Consider the following 17,837-nt stretch of genomic DNA (forward strand, 5'->3'; position numbering starts at 1 on the left):
TCCTACGCATGAATTGCCGTTCAAAAGTGACCCTGATTGCTGCTAGCTTATGGCTAGCAGCATCAGCTCAGGCTCTTGAAGCCAAACTACATAAAGATGACCTGCCGGTTCTTTCTCCTGAAGTTCAGCATGAAACAGCTAGCAAACGAGTCACCTCGCGATTTACCCGCTCTCATTATAAGCACTTCAGCCTCAATGATGATTTCTCTAAAGCGATATTTGAACGCTATGTAGAGTTGCTTGATTACAATAGAAATATTTTCACTCAAGCAGACATCGATTCATTTAAAAATTGGTCAGTCGAGCTTGATGATCAGCTTAAATCGGGCAACAACCAAATTGCTTTTGATGTTTACAACCTCTCAATGCAGAAGCGTTTCGATCGTTTTGCTTATGCGTTAACTCTACTCGATGAAGAGATCAAGTTTGATACCGATGACGAGATAGAGTTAGACCGCTCTGAGGCCGCATGGCCAAAAGACGAAGCAGAGCTCAACGAGTTGTGGCGCAAGCGTGTGAAATATGACGCGTTAAATCTGAAACTGACTGGCAAAGAGTGGCCAGAGATTAAAGAAGTTTTAGAGAAGCGTTATAACAACGCGATGAAGCGCATCACACAGACCAACAATGAAGACGCATTTCAGTTGTATATGAATGCCTTCGCGCGACAGGTTGACCCTCATACAAGCTACCTTTCTCCACGTAATGCCGAGCAATTCCAATCGGAAATGAACCTTTCTCTAGAAGGCATCGGCGCCGTTTTGCAAATGACAGACGATTACACAGTAATTCGTTCACTTGTTGTTGGCGGTCCGGCATCAAAGAGTAAGCAACTTGGTGAAGGGGACCGAATCACTGGTGTTGGACAAGACGGTGAAGAAATTGTCGACGTGATCGGTTGGCGTCTGGATGATGTTGTTCAGTTAATCAAAGGCCCTAAAGGCACAAAGGTTAATCTACAGATCTTGCCAGAAGGTAACGATGCGAAGAGTTACATTGTCACAATTGTTCGTGACAAAGTTCGCTTAGAAGATCGTGCGGTTAAGTCAGAAATCATCGAAAAAGACGGTAAGAAGATTGGTATTTTAGAAGTACCAAGTTTCTACGTCGGCTTATCGAAAGACACCGATAAATTACTAGCTGAGTTGAAAACCAAAAACGTTGACGGCGTAATCGTTGATCTACGCAACAATGGCGGTGGTGCGCTAACAGAAGCAACGGCATTGACAGGTCTATTCATTAAAGAAGGCCCTGTAGTTCAAGTCCGTGACAGCTATGGCCGCATCAAAGTGAATGCCGATACCGATGGAAAAGTGAGTTATGATGGCCCATTGACGGTATTGATTAACCGCTACAGTGCTTCAGCATCTGAAATTTTTGCAGCGGCAATGCAAGATTATAATCGTGCAATCATCTTAGGTGAAAACTCTTTCGGTAAAGGTACAGTTCAGCAACATCGTTCACTGAATCATATTTATGATCTGTTCGATAAAGAGCTAGGTTATGTTCAGTACACGATTCAGAAATTTTATCGTATTGACGGTGGAAGTACGCAAAATCGTGGTGTTGCACCAGATATTTCGTACCCAACGCCAATTGAGGCTTCTGAAACAGGTGAAAGTGTTGAAGACAATGCTTTACCTTGGGATCAGATTGATAAAGCACAATATCAAACGTTTCCAAGTAACGACGCCTTAGTTGAAAAACTTACTGCTCTTCATAACAAGCGTATTTCTGATGAGATGGAGTTCCGCTTTATCAATGAAGACATCGAGAAATATCGTAAAGAAAAAGACGATAATACTTTGTCTTTGAACGAAAAAGTTCGTAAAGCTGAATCGGATAAAGCGGAAGCCCTTCGATTACAACGCATAAATGAACGTCAAGTTGCTTTGGGTAAAAAAGCATTCAAAACATTGGATGACATACCAAAAGACTACGAGGCTCCTGATGTTTATTTAGATGAGTCTGTCGCGATTATGGTCGATCTACTTAAGCAGGAAAATCAGTCATAATAACTGGCAATTTAGAATAAAAAGAGTGAGTCTTTCAGATTCACTCTTTTTTTATGCCTTTTTGCCTTCCGCTGTCTCGATATCGAGCAAGATATTCGCTTATTTTCCCCCAATAATTTACGTGATCTACATCTAAAATTTCGCGAAAGTGAGGACTACTGGCTAAGCTAAAAGAAAACGATAAGGATGCCGATATGAAGTGGTTCTTTATTTTACTTAGCTTTTGCTGCTTTAGTGTGTTTGGTGGAGAAAACACCAGAGAAGATGAATTAAGTCACTTTGACACGCCGTTTCTCATCGGAGACTGGTATTTGATGAACCCAAACCCCGAAGAGTCGGCTGAAAACTTTCGTGCGATCAAACTCTCATTAGGTTCTGACTACAGCTTTTCTATTGATATTCAAAAGAAAGACTATTCCGTTGATCATTGGGAAGGGCTGTATAACGCAAATGAAGACACCATCGTTCTTGGTTTAAACACCGACGAGCCTCAAATTTATGCCTATCGCAACAACCATAATACGCTTGATCTTAATGGTGTAACGTTCACTAAAGGATTATCTAATTCACTTGCAGGTATTTGGTCTAGCTCTCACGTATCTGGCGACGGTCTTGTGGCCAACAACATTAATCAGATGGATTTGATACTTCAACCTGATTTCGTGTTCATGTTTAGGGTTTCGAACGAAGAAGGGGATGAGTCCATCAAACAAGGTGTGTTTTACACAGAAGATGAGTTTTTGGTTCTGCTGTATGAAAATGGCGAGCATGGAACCACGTATAAGCTCAACAAGAATGAGCTAACGATCGAAGATTCCAATGGTGATATGTACGCCGTACTCAATAGAGTTACGCCATGATGCCTTTAACATGCGCCAAATTACGCGTGCGTACGGTAAGTCATTAATGTTGTTTAAATGTTAATCAAAAAACGGAGCTAGAGCACTAAAAGCTCCGTTTTTTGATGGAAAGACTTGTATTCTGATACCACAACCCCTACAAATAGCTTATATAGTGATACCAGAAATGCATTTTTGATCATGCAGTCTGGTATTTTTGTTGTTCGACATACAAGGATTTATGCTCATGTCTCAAGCTCCCCTGGCCAAATATCGTAAAGATTATAAAGAGCCATCTCATGCGATTACTGATATCGATCTTACTTTTGATCTATATGACAATGACTCAATCGTTACGGCGGTATCAAAAGTTGCTCAAAAAGGCGATACAACAACGCTAGAACTCGATGGCGAAGGGCTTGAGCTACGCGCTGTAAAAGTAAATGGTGAGGATTGGGCTCATCACGAGGTGAAGGAGTCATCGCTGGTACTGACCGATCTTCCATCCGAGTTTGAACTTGAAATCGTCACCAAAATTGATCCTGAAGCGAATACAGCACTCGAAGGTTTGTACAAATCAGGCGGCGCATTTTGTACTCAGTGTGAGGCTGAGGGCTTCCGCCGTATCACGTACTATCTAGACCGTCCGGATGTTCTAGCAAAATACACAACAAAAGTGATCGCAGATAAAGCGGCTTACCCATATTTGCTGAGCAATGGTAACCGAATTGCAGAAGGTGATGCAGAGAACGGTCGTCATTGGGTTCAATGGCAGGATCCGCATCCAAAACCAGCTTACTTGTTCGCCCTTGTTGCAGGCGACTTTGATGTATTGCGTGACAAATATACAACGATGTCAGGTCGCAGTGTTGATTTAGAAATCTTTGTTGATAAAGGTAACCTAGATCGTGCAGGCCATGCGATGACATCTTTGATCAACTCGATGAAGTGGGATGAGGAACGCTTTGGCCTGGAATACGATCTGGATATTTACATGATCGTTGCTGTTGATTTCTTCAACATGGGTGCAATGGAAAACAAAGGCTTGAACATTTTTAACTCAAAATATGTGCTGGCGAACGATCAAACTGCGACAGATCGTGATTATTTAGGCATCGAAGCTGTGATCGGTCATGAGTACTTCCACAATTGGACTGGAAACCGTGTCACTTGTCGTGACTGGTTCCAACTAAGTCTAAAAGAAGGCTTAACCGTATTCCGTGACCAAGAATTCTCTTCTGACTTAGGCTCTCGTGCTGATAACCGTATTGATAACGTACGTATTATTCGTGGTCCTCAATTTGCGGAAGATGCAAGCCCAATGTCTCACCCGATTCGTCCTGACAAAGTCATTGAGATGAATAACTTCTACACGCTAACGGTGTATGAAAAGGGCAGCGAAGTTATTCGTATGTACCATACACTCCTTGGCGAAGAGGGCTTCCAAAGAGGAATGAAACTTTATTTTGAACGTCACGATGGTACCGCCGCGACGTGTGAAGATTTTGTTTCTGCAATGGAAGATGCCACCGGTGTTGATTTAAAACAGTTCCGTCTGTGGTACAGCCAATCGGGTACACCAACGCTGCGCGTAAATAGCGAATACAACGCTGATGCAAAAACTTACGCACTAACGGTAGAGCAATTTACGGAGCCGACGCAAGACCAAGCAGAAAAACAAGCGCTGCATATCCCGTTCGATATCGAGTTGTATGATTCGAAAGGTCAAGTTATCCCATTGATGAGTAACGGTGAATCTGTTCATAACGTGCTGGATATTAAACAAGATAAGCAAACGTTCGTATTTGAAAATGTCGAAGAACAGCCAGTGCCATCTTTGTTGCGTGAATTCTCGGCACCAGTCAAATTAGAATACGATTACAGCGATGACGAGTTAGTCTTCTTGATGAAGCACGCAACGAACGATTTTGCTCGATGGGACGCTAGCCAAATGCTATTGGCTAAATACATTCGTCAGAATGTGAAAAACGTTCAAGCGGGACAAGAAGTATCGCTTTCTGAAGGTGTGATAGATGCTTTCCGCGGTGTGCTGTTGGATGAAACGCTTGAGCCAGCTTTCATTGCTCAAGTTTTCTCTATGCCTTCAATCAATGAGATTACTGGTTGGTACCAGCAAATTGATATCGATGCCGTAGACAAAGTGCTAAACAGCATTACAGTGTCACTTTCCAAAGAGTTAGAAGATGAGCTAAGTGCGACTTATCACACGCTTAAGCAAACAGAGTATACGATCGACCACGCTGCTATTGGCAAGCGTGCTTTACGTAACCGTTGCCTTCAGTACCTTACACATACGGAAAAAGGTAATGATTTAGTCAACGCGCAGTACGCATCTGCAAATAACATGACAGATACGATTGCTGCGATGAGTGCTGCAAATAACGCTCAGCTCGAGTGTCGTGAAGCACTTATGGCTGATTACAGCGATAAATGGAAGCACGATGGTTTGGTTATGGATAAGTGGTTTGCACTGCAAGGTAGCAATCCTGCAGAGGATGCTCTTGAAAAAGTAAAAGCAACCATGAACCACGAAGCATTTAGTTTGAAAAATCCGAACCGTACGCGCAGCTTAATTGGCTCGTTCTTAAGTGCGAACCCTGTACGTTTCCATGATAAATCCGGTGTAGGTTACCAGTTTGCCGGTGAAATTCTTCGCCAACTAAATGATTCGAACCCACAAGTAGCTTCTCGAATGATTGATCCTTTGCTTAAGTTCCGTAAATACGATGAAGCTCGCCAAGCAATGATTCGTGCAGAACTTGAAAAGCTCAAAGCAATGGATAATCTTGCTAAAGATCTATTCGAAAAAGTGACTAAAGCACTAGACGAATAGTAAACAACACAATAGGGTGGTCATTAAGGCCACCTTATTTGTTTATGTCACTTAGTTTTCACTTCATGAACTATTACTACTTCAATCTCAACATTTCATATCAAACGTTTTTATCTCATTATTCTGGTGCGGCAAGTGTTGTTCAAGTTGTCACACACAACGGTTTGCGTTTGCAGTTACCCGCCGCGAGATTTAGACCATTTCTTAGTCAATTGGGCGTTAGAGGCCAGTTTAGACTAACAACTGACCAAAATAATAAGTTTCTTAAGTTAGAAACTCTGTGATGTATTGTATTTGCAGAGAGTTAAATAGGAATCTTAGTCACAGAATCGGACATTTCACCTCTTACCACTACGATTAGTTGTTAAACATTTGTAATTATGCTTTTACAATGGGCACATGCATTACCTATGCTTAGTTTCTAAGGTAACAACCTAGCTACTAAGTCCCCCTACAAAACAACAATTCTAATGTGGAGTGTGAATATGACCGCGCGTGAAAATGTAGTGCCGGTTCTGCTTGAAAAGGTTTACCAACTGATTCAAGACAAACTCGAGCTTTCTCACCAAACGCTTGTAACTAAACTTGCTCAACACTTATTCAGTAACATTGCTGATGATGATCTAATTCAGCGAAACGAATCCGACCTTTATGGTGCTGTCGTTAGCCTTTGGCACCATATCAATGAAAAAAAACCAGAAGAGATTTCGGTTCGAGTATTTAACCCGACCGTAAGTCGTCAAGGCTGGCAATCCACACACACAATCGTAGAAATTGTTGTTCCAGATAGTCCATTCTTAGTGGACTCAGTCAAAATGGCTTTAGCACGTTTGGATCTTGTTTGTCACCTAATGTTGAATAACCCAACACAGATTCAGCGTGATAAAAAAGGCCAAGTTACAGACGTAAACGGTGAGGGTGGTGTTCTTCAATCACTTTTCCACATAGAGGTAGACCGCCTTACTAGTAAAGACGAGATGCAAGCGCTTAAAGAAGAGCTGTTAAGAATTCTATCTGATACTCGCTTAGTCGTTGATGACTGGAAGCAGATGGTTGATAAGCTTAAGTTTGTTACTGATGAACTTGAGAAAAATAAAGATCGTGTTTCTATCCAAACTGATCGTATGGATGAAACGATCGCATTTCTTCGTTGGCTAGAAGATCATAACTTTACCTTTATGGGTTATAAAGATTATGACTTAAAAGAGGTCAATGGTGATACCGAACTTGTTCCTGCTAAAGAAAAAGGACTAGGTCTGTTTGCTGATGACAAGCGCGTGCGTAGCGTCAAGCTCTCTGAATTATCAGATTCAGCGCGATTAGAAGCGAAAAAACCATACGCTCTGATCATCACCAAAGGTAACAAAGCATCTCGTATCCACCGTCCGGCTTATACTGATTACATCGGTATTAAGAAGTTTGATGAAAACGGTAAAGTAATAGGTGAGCATCGCTTTACTGGTTTATATACCTCCGCCGTTTACAACCAAGCGGTACAAAGTATTCCTTTGATCCGCGAAAAAGTTGACCGTATCCTTGAAGCAAGTGGATACCGTCACGGATCATACTCATACAAAGCATTGCACAATATCTTAGAAAACTACCCACGCGACGAGTTGCTTCAAGCTAATGAAGAAGAGCTGCTTGAGGTGGGAATGGGTGTTGTACAAATGCAAGATCGTGACTTGCTGCGTTTGTTTGTTCGTAAAGACCCATTTGGTCGTTTCTTCAGTTGCATGGTTTATGTCACTAAAGATCGTTACAACACAGAATTGCGTCGTCAAACTCAACGCATTCTTAAGCAGTACTTTGGTTGCGAGCAAGAGGTTGAATTTACAACGTACTTCTCAGAAAGCCCACTAGCGAGAACACATTACATTGTTCGTGTAGACAATAACAACATTGACGTAGACGTGAAAAAGATCGAGCAAAATCTAATGGAAGTTTCTACCTCTTGGGATGACAGACTAAAAGAATCCATCATTGCTAACTTTGGTGAAAGTAAAGGCCTTCCTCTTTCAAAAGAATATATGAGTGCGTTCCCTCGCTCATACAAAGAGGACATGATGCCAGGTTCTGCGGTTGCAGATATCGAGCGCTTAGAAGCGTTAAGTGATGATAATAAACTTGGCATGTTGTTCTACCGACCTCAAGAAGAGGGTGCAGATTCCAAAGCTGTCCGCTTAAAGTTATACCATCGCGATGAACCAATTCACCTTTCTGACGTAATGCCGATGTTGGAAAACCTTGGTTTGCGTGTGATTGGCGAATCGCCATATGAGATCGAGAAAAACAACGGGCAGACTTTCTGGATCCTTGACTTCTCTATGCTGCATAAGAGCGAGAAAACCGTTGACCTTCGTGAAGCTCGTGATCGTTTCCAACAAGCATTTGCTGCCATTTGGGCGGGTAATCTTGAAAGTGATGGTTTCAACCGATTGTTATTAGGTGCGTCTTTATCTGGCCGTGAGATTTCCATTCTTCGCGCTTACGCACGATACATGCGCCAAGTCGGCTTCCCATTCAGTCAGCAGTACATCGAAGACACGCTAAGCCACTACCCAGACTTAGCGACAGGTCTAGTCAAGCTGTTCACCAAGCGATTTGATCCGAAACACAAAGGCAGCGAGAAAGGCCAAAACGATCTAATTAAAAAGCTAACAGAGCAGTTGGATCGTGTAGAGAGCTTGGATGATGATCGTATTATTCGTCGTTATATTGAAATGATCATGGCGACGCTTCGTACCAACTACTACCAAGTAGACGAGAATAAGCAGCCTAAGCCTTGGTTATCTTTGAAAATGAAGCCAAGCGATATTCCTGAGATTCCGCAGCCTGTACCTGCATTCGAGATCTTTGTTTACGCACCAGATATTGAAGGTGTTCACCTTCGTGGTGGAAAAGTGGCTCGTGGTGGTTTGCGTTGGTCAGATCGTCAAGAAGACTTCCGTACGGAGATTCTTGGCTTAGTAAAAGCGCAACAGGTTAAGAACACTGTAATTGTACCAGTGGGTGCAAAAGGCGGCTTCGTTTGTAAACGCCAGCCATCTCTCACCACTCGTGATGAAATTTTTGCGGAAGGTCAGCGTTGTTACAAACGCTTTATCCGTGCACTGCTAGATGTGTCAGATAACATCATTGAAGGAGAAGTAGTACCACCACAAAACGTTGTTCGTCACGATGAAGATGACCCATATCTAGTAGTGGCTGCCGATAAAGGCACAGCAACCTTCTCAGATTTGGCAAACTCTGTTTCTGCAGAATATAACTTCTGGCTAGGTGACGCATTCGCTTCAGGTGGTTCAAACGGTTACGATCACAAAGCAATGGGTATCACCGCAAAAGGTGGTTGGGAATCTGTTAAGCGTCACTTCCGTGAAATGGGCATCAACTGTCAGACCACTGATTTTACTGCAATCGGTGTAGGTGATATGGCAGGTGACGTGTTCGGTAACGGTATGCTGTTATCGAAGCATATTCGATTGCAAGCTGCGTTTAACCACATGCACATCTTTATTGATCCAAATCCAGATTCAGCCAGCAGCTGGGAAGAGCGTAACCGCTTGTTTAATCTGCCAAGATCAAGCTGGGAAGATTACAACAAAGACTTGATCTCTCAAGGTGGTGGCATCTTCTCTCGTCGATCAAAATCGATCCAGTTGACGCCAGAAATTCAGAAAATGTTAGGTACTAAGAAAGCATCTTTAGCGCCTAACGATCTGATAAAGATGATCTTGAAAATGAAAGTCGATCTGCTTTGGAATGGTGGTATCGGCACTTACGTTAAATCATCGACAGAAACTCATACAGATGTTGGTGACCGTGCTAACGACATGCTGCGCATTGACGGCCGTGACTTAAGAGCCAAAGTGGTTGGCGAAGGTGGTAACTTGGGTATGACTCAGCTTGGTCGTATCGAATACGCACTAACTGGCGGTCGAGTGAACACGGACTTCGTTGATAACGTAGGTGGCGTTGACTGTTCGGATAATGAAGTCAACATCAAGATCTTCCTCAATGGACTGGTTTCAAATGGCGATCTTACGGTTAAGCAACGTAACCAAATTCTAGAGTCTATGGAAGACGAAGTGGGTGAAATTGTCTTGGATGATGCTTACCGTCAGTCGGAGTCGATCTCTGTTACTGAACAGCAAGGTGTTGGCATTGTTAAGGAGCAAATTCGATTCATCCACACTATGGAGAAAGCAGGGTACTTGGATCGTGCTCTCGAATACATCCCTGATGATGAAACGCTAATCGAGCGTGAAAAACAGGGACTAGGTCTGACTCGTCCTGAGCTATCAGTGTTAGTTGCCTACGGTAAAATGGTACTTAAACAGCAACTTGTTACGGATGAAATCGCAAATGATGAATTCCATGCAAAACAACTTGTTGAATATTTCCCAAGTGCGTTACGACGTAACTATAAAGATCAAATGGTTAATCACCCACTGCGAGCTGAAATTATAGCTACAGCATTGGCTAACCAGATGGTTAATGAAATGGGCTGTAACTTCGTTACTCGTTTGCAAGAAGAAACTGGTGCAAGTGTTGTCGATATTGCCAATGCTTACAGTGCGGCTAGAGAAATCTTTGATTTAGAAGCAATCCTCAAACAAACTCGCAAACTTGATAACGTTGCGACAGCGCAAGCTCAATACGAAATTATGTTTTACGTGCGCCGAGCACTGCGTCGAATTGCACGCTGGTTGCTTCGTAACCGTAGCGGCAAATGCACGGTCGGTGAGTTGATTGCTATCTACAAGCAAGATGTCAATGTTATCACTGAAACCCTAGACACTATGTTAGTTGAGTCTGAAGTTGAAGAACACAATGAGTTGGCTCAAGGTTGGATAGAGAAAGGGGTTGAAGAGAAACTCGCTCACCAAGTTGCCCGCTTATCAAGCTTACAATCTGCACTGGATATTTCATCAGTAGCAAGTGAAACAGGTAAAACGGTTGAGCAAGCATCGAAACTCTACTTTAACTTGGGTGACCGTTTATCGTTGCATTGGTTCTTGAAGCAAATTAATAGCCAAGCCGTTGATAACAACTGGCAAGCACTTGCAAGAGCGGCATTCCGTGAAGATCTGGACTGGCAACAACGTCAACTTACCGCTCAGGTACTGACTTGTGGCTGCTCAACCGAAGAGCTTGACGTGATGGCTGCGTTAGAAGATTGGATTGAAACTAACGAGCAATCGTTGCACCGCTGGGAGAGTATCTTAAACGAGTTCAAAGTTGGCTCAGTACACGAATTTGCTAAGTTCTCTGTAGCACTTCGAGAGCTAGTACTTTTAAACCTCAACTGCTCATCGAAAGAGTAGTGGAATAATCAAGTCATAAGTAAAAGCCTCGTTATTTAACGGGGCTTTTTATTATCTATTATTCACATTTGGAACGAAAATGGTTACATTGTCACATTGAGTTGAAATTAAAACAGAGTGAAATCGATTGCTTTTAAGCGGTTAGTTACGATTTTTATCGCAGAAACTTGATTGTAATTGTTTGTTTTATATTTGAAAATCTTATAAAGATATAGGTTTTTACTTATTACGTTCATTTTCATTGAATTACGATGAAAAACGGTAAATAATATTGTCCCGTTTATACGGGGCTTTTTTCTTTCGGAGGCACAATGCTTTACCGTCTAGCCAGAACTGGCTTTTTCCAACTCGATGCCGAGAAGGCACATGATCTTGCAATCAAGAACTTCCAACGCTTTAACGGCACACCACTTGATCTCTTTTACCGCCAACAGTTACCAACTCGTCCAGTTGAGTGTATGGGTCTAACATTCCGTAACCCTGTTGGTCTTGCGGCTGGTTTAGATAAAAACGGCGAATGTATTGAAGCATTTGATGCCATGGGCTTTGGCTTTGTCGAAGTCGGCACTGTAACGCCACGACCACAACCAGGTAATGATAAACCACGCCTATTCCGTTTAGTGGAAGCAGAAGGGATCATCAACCGCATGGGCTTTAATAACCTAGGCGTTGATAATTTGATCGAGAATGTTAAACGAGCAAAATTCAATTGTGTTCTCGGAATTAATATCGGTAAAAATAAAGATACGCCAATTGAGAAAGGGGCAGAGGACTACCTGATTTGTATGGAAAAAGTGTATGAGTATGCTGGCTATATTGCAGTAAACATCTCATCGCCAAACACTCCAGGCCTTCGTTCACTTCAATATGGTGAAGCGCTTGATGAACTGCTTTCCGAATTAAAGGCGAAACAAGCGGAGTTATCAGAGAAGTACAACAAGTACGTCCCGTTAGCATTAAAGATTGCGCCAGATTTAAGTGACGATGAAATCTGCCAAATTTGCGATTCTTTATTGAAAAACAATATAGATGGTGTGATCGCGACTAACACAACTTTGGATCGCACGATCGTAGAAGGGATGAAACACGCCAATGAGGCAGGTGGCTTGAGTGGTCGCCCTGTGCAATCACGCTCTACGGAGGTCGTACGTAAGCTTCATGAAGAGCTTGGAGACAAACTTCCAATTATCGGTGTTGGTGGTGTAGATTCCTATGTTGCAGCCAAAGAAAAGATCATGGCAGGCGCTAAACTTGTTCAAGTCTACACTGGCTTTATTTACCACGGCCCAGGTCTCGTACGTGATATTGTTAAGAATCTTTAACATATACATCAAAAACTACTGAAAAATCAGTACCTGTTACATAAAAAAGAGGACTTTGTTTCCTCTTTTTTTTTATCCGTTCGTTTGTAGAATTTAAAAATCACGAGTAGGTAATTAAGCGTCTTACCTCTTTACCACTGATTTAACTAGTCAAGAGAGAACGGAATAATGCTTAAACCCAGCGACAAATGGAATTGGTATTTTGACGAGCAAAAAGCTTGCTTAATGCTGGATCTGGGGGAGGAAATGATTTTCCAAACCAATCTATCCCGAAAATTGTTGGTTAACTGTGCCTTCTCAAACAGTGAATTTACCGTTGATGACGCCAGCGCATTTCAAACGTTTAATGAGCGCATTCGCTGTCTCGATATCAGTGAATATCGCCAAGCTGAATTAACACTGTATTGTGTTGCTGCAAAGCGTTTTCATAAACCTGTACAGCCTAAGAGCTGGTTCTTCGATGCACAGTCCTCTGATTATGAACCTCAAGAAGGGGACATGGTCTTTCTCACAAATCAATATTCTGATGGTATGTTCATCGTTCTAGAACCAGGCGAAACATCGAGCTTATGTGCTTATGTTAACCAAGAAGCCTTTGTTCTTGATGGCAACAAGGCGCTTCAATTTGGGCAGCCGATTAAAGTAATGCATGATCGCATGGCTTGTGCAAATCACCTCTTTGTAATGACCCCTATGGCAATGGTGGGTTAAAGCTGTTTAATTTTTCTTTATTTCGTTCCTTTGTTTGCCTTAATCGACCTTATTGGGTCGATTTTTTTTGTCCTTTCCTCTGACACTCCAATCCGAAAGACCATGAAACTGTTTGTTTTCTATGCATGCAAACATGAAGCTGGTCACTTTTATTTTACTTATTTCAATTTGATTACTCCTTTAATTAGGCAACCTAGCGCCTAAAACAACCCTATTTATTCCCCTATAAAGGGCATTTGTAAGTAATTTACATCAACCAATCACGACTGGTATATACCAAAATGCATGTAAATAAGTATTCACTTCTTCTAAAGGAAACAAAATACGTTCATGAATGAAAAACATTCAAACTAAAGATTTTAAAATTTTAGATCATTTGAGTGGTGATGATTTGAACTAACGGGTGGGAAAATACCTTTAAAAACGAGGCATTGATCGTAAAGTCAGGTATAATTGAAGCCATTTTTTATCAGCGAAAGAACACTATGAATCAATATCTCGCGGTAACTTCAAATGGCATGGAAAATTTGCTTGTTGAAGAACTGACTAAACTAGGCATTGAAAATGCGAAACCAGTACAGGCAGGCGTAAAATTTAAAGCGACAAACGAACAGGTTTATCGCTGTTGTTTGTGGAGCCGTTTAGCGTCTCGATTTGTACGTGTTTTATCTGAGTTCACGTGTAACAACGACATGGACTTGTATCTATCCACTTCCACTATTAACTGGGTTAACCAATTTCATAGCTCTAAACGCTTTGTTGTGGACTTTAACGGCACAAACCGTGAGATTAGAAATAGCCAATACGGAGCTATGAAGGTCAAAGATGGCATCGTAGATTGCTTTGAGAATAAAGGCTTGCCACGTCCTAATATCAGCAAAGAACGCCCAGATATTCGTATTCACGTTCGTTTGCATAAAGATAAAGCGTTGCTTGGGATAGACATGGTAGGTAGTGGTCTTCATCAGCGTGGTTATCGACCAGAATCGGGTCGTGCGCCATTACGTGAAACGCTTGCTTCTGCGATTATCATGCGTTGTGGCTGGGATGGGCATCAACCATTACTCGATCCAATGTGTGGTTCTGGTACTTTGCTTATTGAAGCGGCAATGATGGCAGCCAACATGGCACCTGGCGTTAAGCGCAAACAATGGGGCTTCGAAGTTTTGGAAGACTTTGAACCGGAGACCTGGGCTGAGATTAAATCAGAGGCTAATGTTCAAGCTAGACGGGGTGTCAAGAAAGTTGACGCTAAGTTTTTTGGATTCGATAACGACCCCAAAGTATTAAAAGTCGCTCAAGAAAACGCCCGCAGAGCAGGTGTTGAAGAGTTGATTGAGTTTGCGCAAGGTGATGCTGCAACTATTACTCGTCCCGCAGGATTTGAACACGGTGTTATCGTTTCAAACCCACCTTACGGTGAGCGTCTAGGAACTGAGCCGGGGCTGATTGCGCTCTATACCGCATTCGGTGGACAGCTAAAATCTGAGTTTGGCGGATGTAAAGCATCTATCTTCTCTAGCTCAGACGAGCTCTTGAGTTGCCTTCGTATGCGCGCTGATAAACAGTTTAAATTGAACAATGGTGCGTTACCGTGTAACCAAAAGAACTACAGCATTGCCGAGCGCAGCGCTGATGAAGTTAAAGGTGCAGATACTAACGTTCAAATCGCACCAGACTTCTCAAACCGTTTGAAGAAAAACATTGGCAAGATTGGCAAGTGGGCGCGTAAAGAGAAACTAGACTGCTACCGTATCTACGATGCAGACCTTCCAGAATATAACGTAGCGATCGACGTGTACGGCGATCAAATTGTGATTCAAGAGTACGCAGCACCTAAGAACATCCCTGAAGAAAAAGCCAAGCGTCGTCTAACGGACATTATCCGTGCGACGATTCAGGTGACAGGTGTCGAAGCGAACAAAGTTGTACTGAAAGTTCGTGAGAAGCAGAAAGGTCGAAGCCAGTACCAAAAATTAGGTCAGGTATCAGAGACGCTCGAAGTAAACGAGTACGGTGTGAAGCTGATCGTGAACCTTCATGACTACCTAGACACAGGCCTGTTCTTGGATCATAAGATCACTCGTCGTCGTCTTGGCGAAATGGCACAGGGTAAAGATTTCCTTAACTTGTTTGCTTACACTGGTAGTGCAACAGTGCACGCTGCAGTTGGTGGTGCGCGTTCCACTACAACTGTCGATATGTCAAACACCTACTTGAACTGGGCGAAAGACAATATGCAGCTTAATGGCTGTGTAGGGCGCCAACATAAATATGAACAAGCGGACTGTTTGCAATGGCTAGAAAACGCAAAAGGTGAGTACGACTTGATCTTTATTGACCCACCTACGTTCTCTAACTCTAAGCGTATGGAAACATCATTCGATGTACAACGTGACCACATTAAGCTAATGAAGAACCTCAAACGTTTACTGAGAAGTGAAGGCACAATCGTATTTTCAAATAACAAACGTCATTTCAAGATGGATGAAGAATCACTCGCTGAATTGGGTTTGAAGGCTCAGAATATTTCTTCTCAAACGTTACCATTAGATTTTTCGCGTAATAAACAGATTCATAACTGTTGGCTAGTAACGCACGCGTAGTATAAACAAAAGGATTAATACGTGCTGATATTGTATAGCACGGAGGGATGCCATCTTTGTGAGATGGCATTTGCTCTAGTAGACCAAGTCGGTTTGGCCGAGCAAACAGATATCATTGATATTGCGTTTGATGATGTACTATTTTCTCGTTACGGCGTCACAATACCCGTATTAAAATATCAAGATTCTGAGTTGAACTGGCCGTTTGACTTAGAACAACTCACACATTGGTTGGATAATAATGGCATTACTTACCATTCATAACGCACAACTTGCATTTGGTGACCACCCATTGCTAGACAAAGCGGAGTTCGCTCTTCAAGAAAACGAACGCGTTTGTTTAGTTGGTCGTAACGGAGCAGGTAAGTCCACGTTAATGAAAGTGCTTGCCGGCGACATTTTGTTGGATGATGGCAAGATTCAAATAACTCAAGACGTAGTAGTTTCTCGGCTTGAACAAGATCCACCGCGCAATCAAGAGGGTACGGTTTACGAATACGTATCTGGCGGTTTGGCTGAAATCGGCGAACAATTGAAGATTTATCACGATCTTCTCGATCTTGTTGCTCAAGACCCAAGTGAGAAGAACATTAACCGTTTGGCGAAAGTTCAAGAGCAGCTTGATCATTCTAATGCTTGGCGCTTTGATGACCGTGTTAAGAACGTACTTGGCGCTTTAAAACTAAGCCCTGAAACCAAACTGACCGATCTATCCGGTGGCTGGCAACGTAAAGCTGCTTTAGCTCGTGCGCTGGTTTGTGATCCTGATGTATTGCTTCTTGATGAACCAACAAACCATCTCGATGTGACAACGATCGAATGGTTAGAGAACTTCTTAAAAGACTTCAAAGGCTCGATCATCTTTATTTCTCACGACCGTGCATTCATCAAGTCGATGGCGACACGCATCGTCGACTTAGATCGCGGTCAATTAGCTTCTTTCCCTGGTAATTACGAACAGTATTTGAATGACAAAGAAGAAATGCTTCGCGTCGAAGAAATGCAGAATGCTGAGTTCGATAAGAAACTAGCTCAGGAAGAAGTGTGGATTCGTCAAGGCATTAAAGCACGTCGTACTCGTAATGAAGGCCGTGTTCGAGCCCTTAAAAAACTTCGTGAAGAGCGTCGTGACCGTCGTGAAGTTCAAGGTAAAGTTAACCTAAACATCGATGATGCTTCTCGTTCAGGTAAGATTGTATTTGAAGCAGAAAATGTATCTTTTGCTTACGAAGGCAAGACAATTGTCGACGACTTTAGCTTTAACATCATGCGTGGTGACCGTATTGCACTTATCGGACCAAATGGCTGCGGTAAGAGTACGGTACTTAAATTGCTACTAGGGCAATTGTCAGCGCAGTCTGGTCGTTTACACTGCGGAACAAAATTAGAAGTCGCGTACTTTGATCAGTACCGAGAGATTTTGGATCCAGAAAAGACAGTGATCGATAACTTAGCGGATGGGAAACAAGAAGTAATGGTTGGGGGACGTCAGCGTCATGCGCTGAGTTATCTTCAAGACTTCTTATTTGCACCTAAGCGCGCCAGAACCCCGGTTAAGGCACTTTCTGGTGGTGAGAAAAACCGATTATTGCTAGCCCGTATCTTGTTGAAACCAAACAACTTACTTATTCTTGATGAACCAACTAACGATTTGGATATCGAAACGTTGGAACTTTTAGAAGAAATGCTTGCCAATTATCAGGGTACATTATTGTTAGTGAGTCACGACCGTGAGTTCGTAGACAACACAGTAACAACCAGCTGGATTTTTGAGGGTAACGGTATAATCGAAGAGTTCGTTGGTGGTTATCATGATGCTAAACACCAACGTGACCAAGTTCTTGCTTCGCGCAACCAGGTTGAAAAAGCAACGAAGAAAGAGAAAGTGGTTGAGGAAACTCCCAAAACTACGCAACCTAAGAACAATTCGAAGAAGTTATCGTATAAGCTGCAAAGAGAATTAGAGGCTCTACCAGCTAAACTTGAACAATTAGAGTCGGATATCGAGAGCCTTCAGGAGCAAGTGAACGATCCAGAGTTCTTTGCTAAACCTGTAGAGCAAACTCAGCCGGTATTGGAACAGCTTGCTGCACTAGAGCAGGAGTTGGAAATCGCATTCGAGAGATGGGAAGAACTCGAAGCAATGCAACAGGATAGTTAAGA

10 protein-coding genes are annotated in these 17,837 nt (G+C 42.5%); all 10 read left to right on the top strand.

The window, feature by feature from the left end:
- The first annotated feature begins 8 nt into the window (after positions 1-8).
- Positions 9-2,015 carry a carboxy terminal-processing peptidase gene (prc, locus tag R7Q39_RS15130; RefSeq protein WP_017634279.1) on the top strand — a complete coding sequence of 669 codons (2,007 nt, stop codon included), beginning with the start codon at positions 9-11 and terminating at the stop codon, positions 2,013-2,015.
- Between the two features lie 194 nt (positions 2,016-2,209).
- Positions 2,210-2,875: a hypothetical protein gene (locus R7Q39_RS15135; protein ID WP_005377438.1), complete on the top strand. Its 666-nt coding sequence runs from the start codon at positions 2,210-2,212 to the stop codon at positions 2,873-2,875.
- A 226-nt stretch (positions 2,876-3,101) separates the two neighbouring features.
- A complete protein-coding gene (gene pepN / locus R7Q39_RS15140) occupies positions 3,102-5,708 on the top strand; it encodes an aminopeptidase N (RefSeq protein ID WP_258614732.1) in 2,607 nt (868 codons plus the stop codon).
- 65 nt (positions 5,709-5,773) lie between these two features.
- Positions 5,774-5,992: a DUF2835 domain-containing protein gene (locus R7Q39_RS15145; protein ID WP_005377440.1), complete on the top strand. Its 219-nt coding sequence runs from the start codon at positions 5,774-5,776 to the stop codon at positions 5,990-5,992.
- A 201-nt stretch (positions 5,993-6,193) separates the two neighbouring features.
- Positions 6,194-11,035, top strand: coding sequence for an NAD-glutamate dehydrogenase (locus R7Q39_RS15150; protein ID WP_086046766.1), 4,842 nt, complete (start codon positions 6,194-6,196; stop codon positions 11,033-11,035).
- Positions 11,036-11,346: 311 nt separating this feature from the next.
- A complete protein-coding gene (gene pyrD / locus R7Q39_RS15155; RefSeq protein ID WP_017634281.1) occupies positions 11,347-12,357 on the top strand; it encodes a quinone-dependent dihydroorotate dehydrogenase in 1,011 nt (336 codons plus the stop codon).
- 168 nt (positions 12,358-12,525) lie between these two features.
- Positions 12,526-13,068, top strand: a complete 543-nt coding sequence (locus R7Q39_RS15160; protein ID WP_318076418.1) for a cell division protein ZapC — start codon at positions 12,526-12,528, stop codon at positions 13,066-13,068.
- A gap of 485 nt (positions 13,069-13,553) precedes the next feature.
- On the top strand, positions 13,554-15,674 hold the full coding sequence (gene rlmKL, locus R7Q39_RS15165) for a bifunctional 23S rRNA (guanine(2069)-N(7))-methyltransferase RlmK/23S rRNA (guanine(2445)-N(2))-methyltransferase RlmL (protein ID WP_318076419.1): 2,121 nt from the start codon (positions 13,554-13,556) through the stop codon (positions 15,672-15,674).
- 21 nt (positions 15,675-15,695) lie between these two features.
- On the top strand, positions 15,696-15,938 hold the full coding sequence (locus R7Q39_RS15170; RefSeq protein ID WP_017821808.1) for a glutaredoxin family protein: 243 nt from the start codon (positions 15,696-15,698) through the stop codon (positions 15,936-15,938).
- On the top strand, positions 15,916-17,835 hold the full coding sequence (locus R7Q39_RS15175) for an ABC transporter ATP-binding protein (RefSeq protein ID WP_318076420.1): 1,920 nt from the start codon (positions 15,916-15,918) through the stop codon (positions 17,833-17,835). The genes R7Q39_RS15170 and R7Q39_RS15175 overlap by 23 nt, the downstream gene beginning before the upstream one ends.
- Positions 17,836-17,837: the final 2 nt, after the last annotated feature.

Source organism: Vibrio sp. 947 (assembly GCF_033339115.1).
GTDB classification, from domain to species: Bacteria; Pseudomonadota; Gammaproteobacteria; order Enterobacterales; family Vibrionaceae; genus Vibrio; species Vibrio alginolyticus.

Excerpts from the sequence above, each read along its gene's own strand:
- R7Q39_RS15160 (WP_318076418.1), top strand. The coding sequence starts at position 12,526 with ATGCTTAAACCCAGCGACAAATGGAATTGGTATTTTGACGAGCAAAAA.
- pepN (WP_258614732.1), top strand. The coding sequence starts at position 3,102 with ATGTCTCAAGCTCCCCTGGCCAAATATCGTAAAGATTATAAAGAGCCA.
- prc (WP_017634279.1), top strand. The coding sequence starts at position 9 with ATGAATTGCCGTTCAAAAGTGACCCTGATTGCTGCTAGCTTATGGCTA.
- R7Q39_RS15145 (WP_005377440.1), top strand. The coding sequence starts at position 5,774 with ATGAACTATTACTACTTCAATCTCAACATTTCATATCAAACGTTTTTA.
- rlmKL (WP_318076419.1), top strand. The coding sequence starts at position 13,554 with ATGAATCAATATCTCGCGGTAACTTCAAATGGCATGGAAAATTTGCTT.
- pyrD (WP_017634281.1), top strand. The coding sequence starts at position 11,347 with ATGCTTTACCGTCTAGCCAGAACTGGCTTTTTCCAACTCGATGCCGAG.
- R7Q39_RS15135 (WP_005377438.1), top strand. The coding sequence starts at position 2,210 with ATGAAGTGGTTCTTTATTTTACTTAGCTTTTGCTGCTTTAGTGTGTTT.
- R7Q39_RS15150 (WP_086046766.1), top strand. The coding sequence starts at position 6,194 with ATGACCGCGCGTGAAAATGTAGTGCCGGTTCTGCTTGAAAAGGTTTAC.
- R7Q39_RS15175 (WP_318076420.1), top strand. The coding sequence starts at position 15,916 with ATGGCATTACTTACCATTCATAACGCACAACTTGCATTTGGTGACCAC.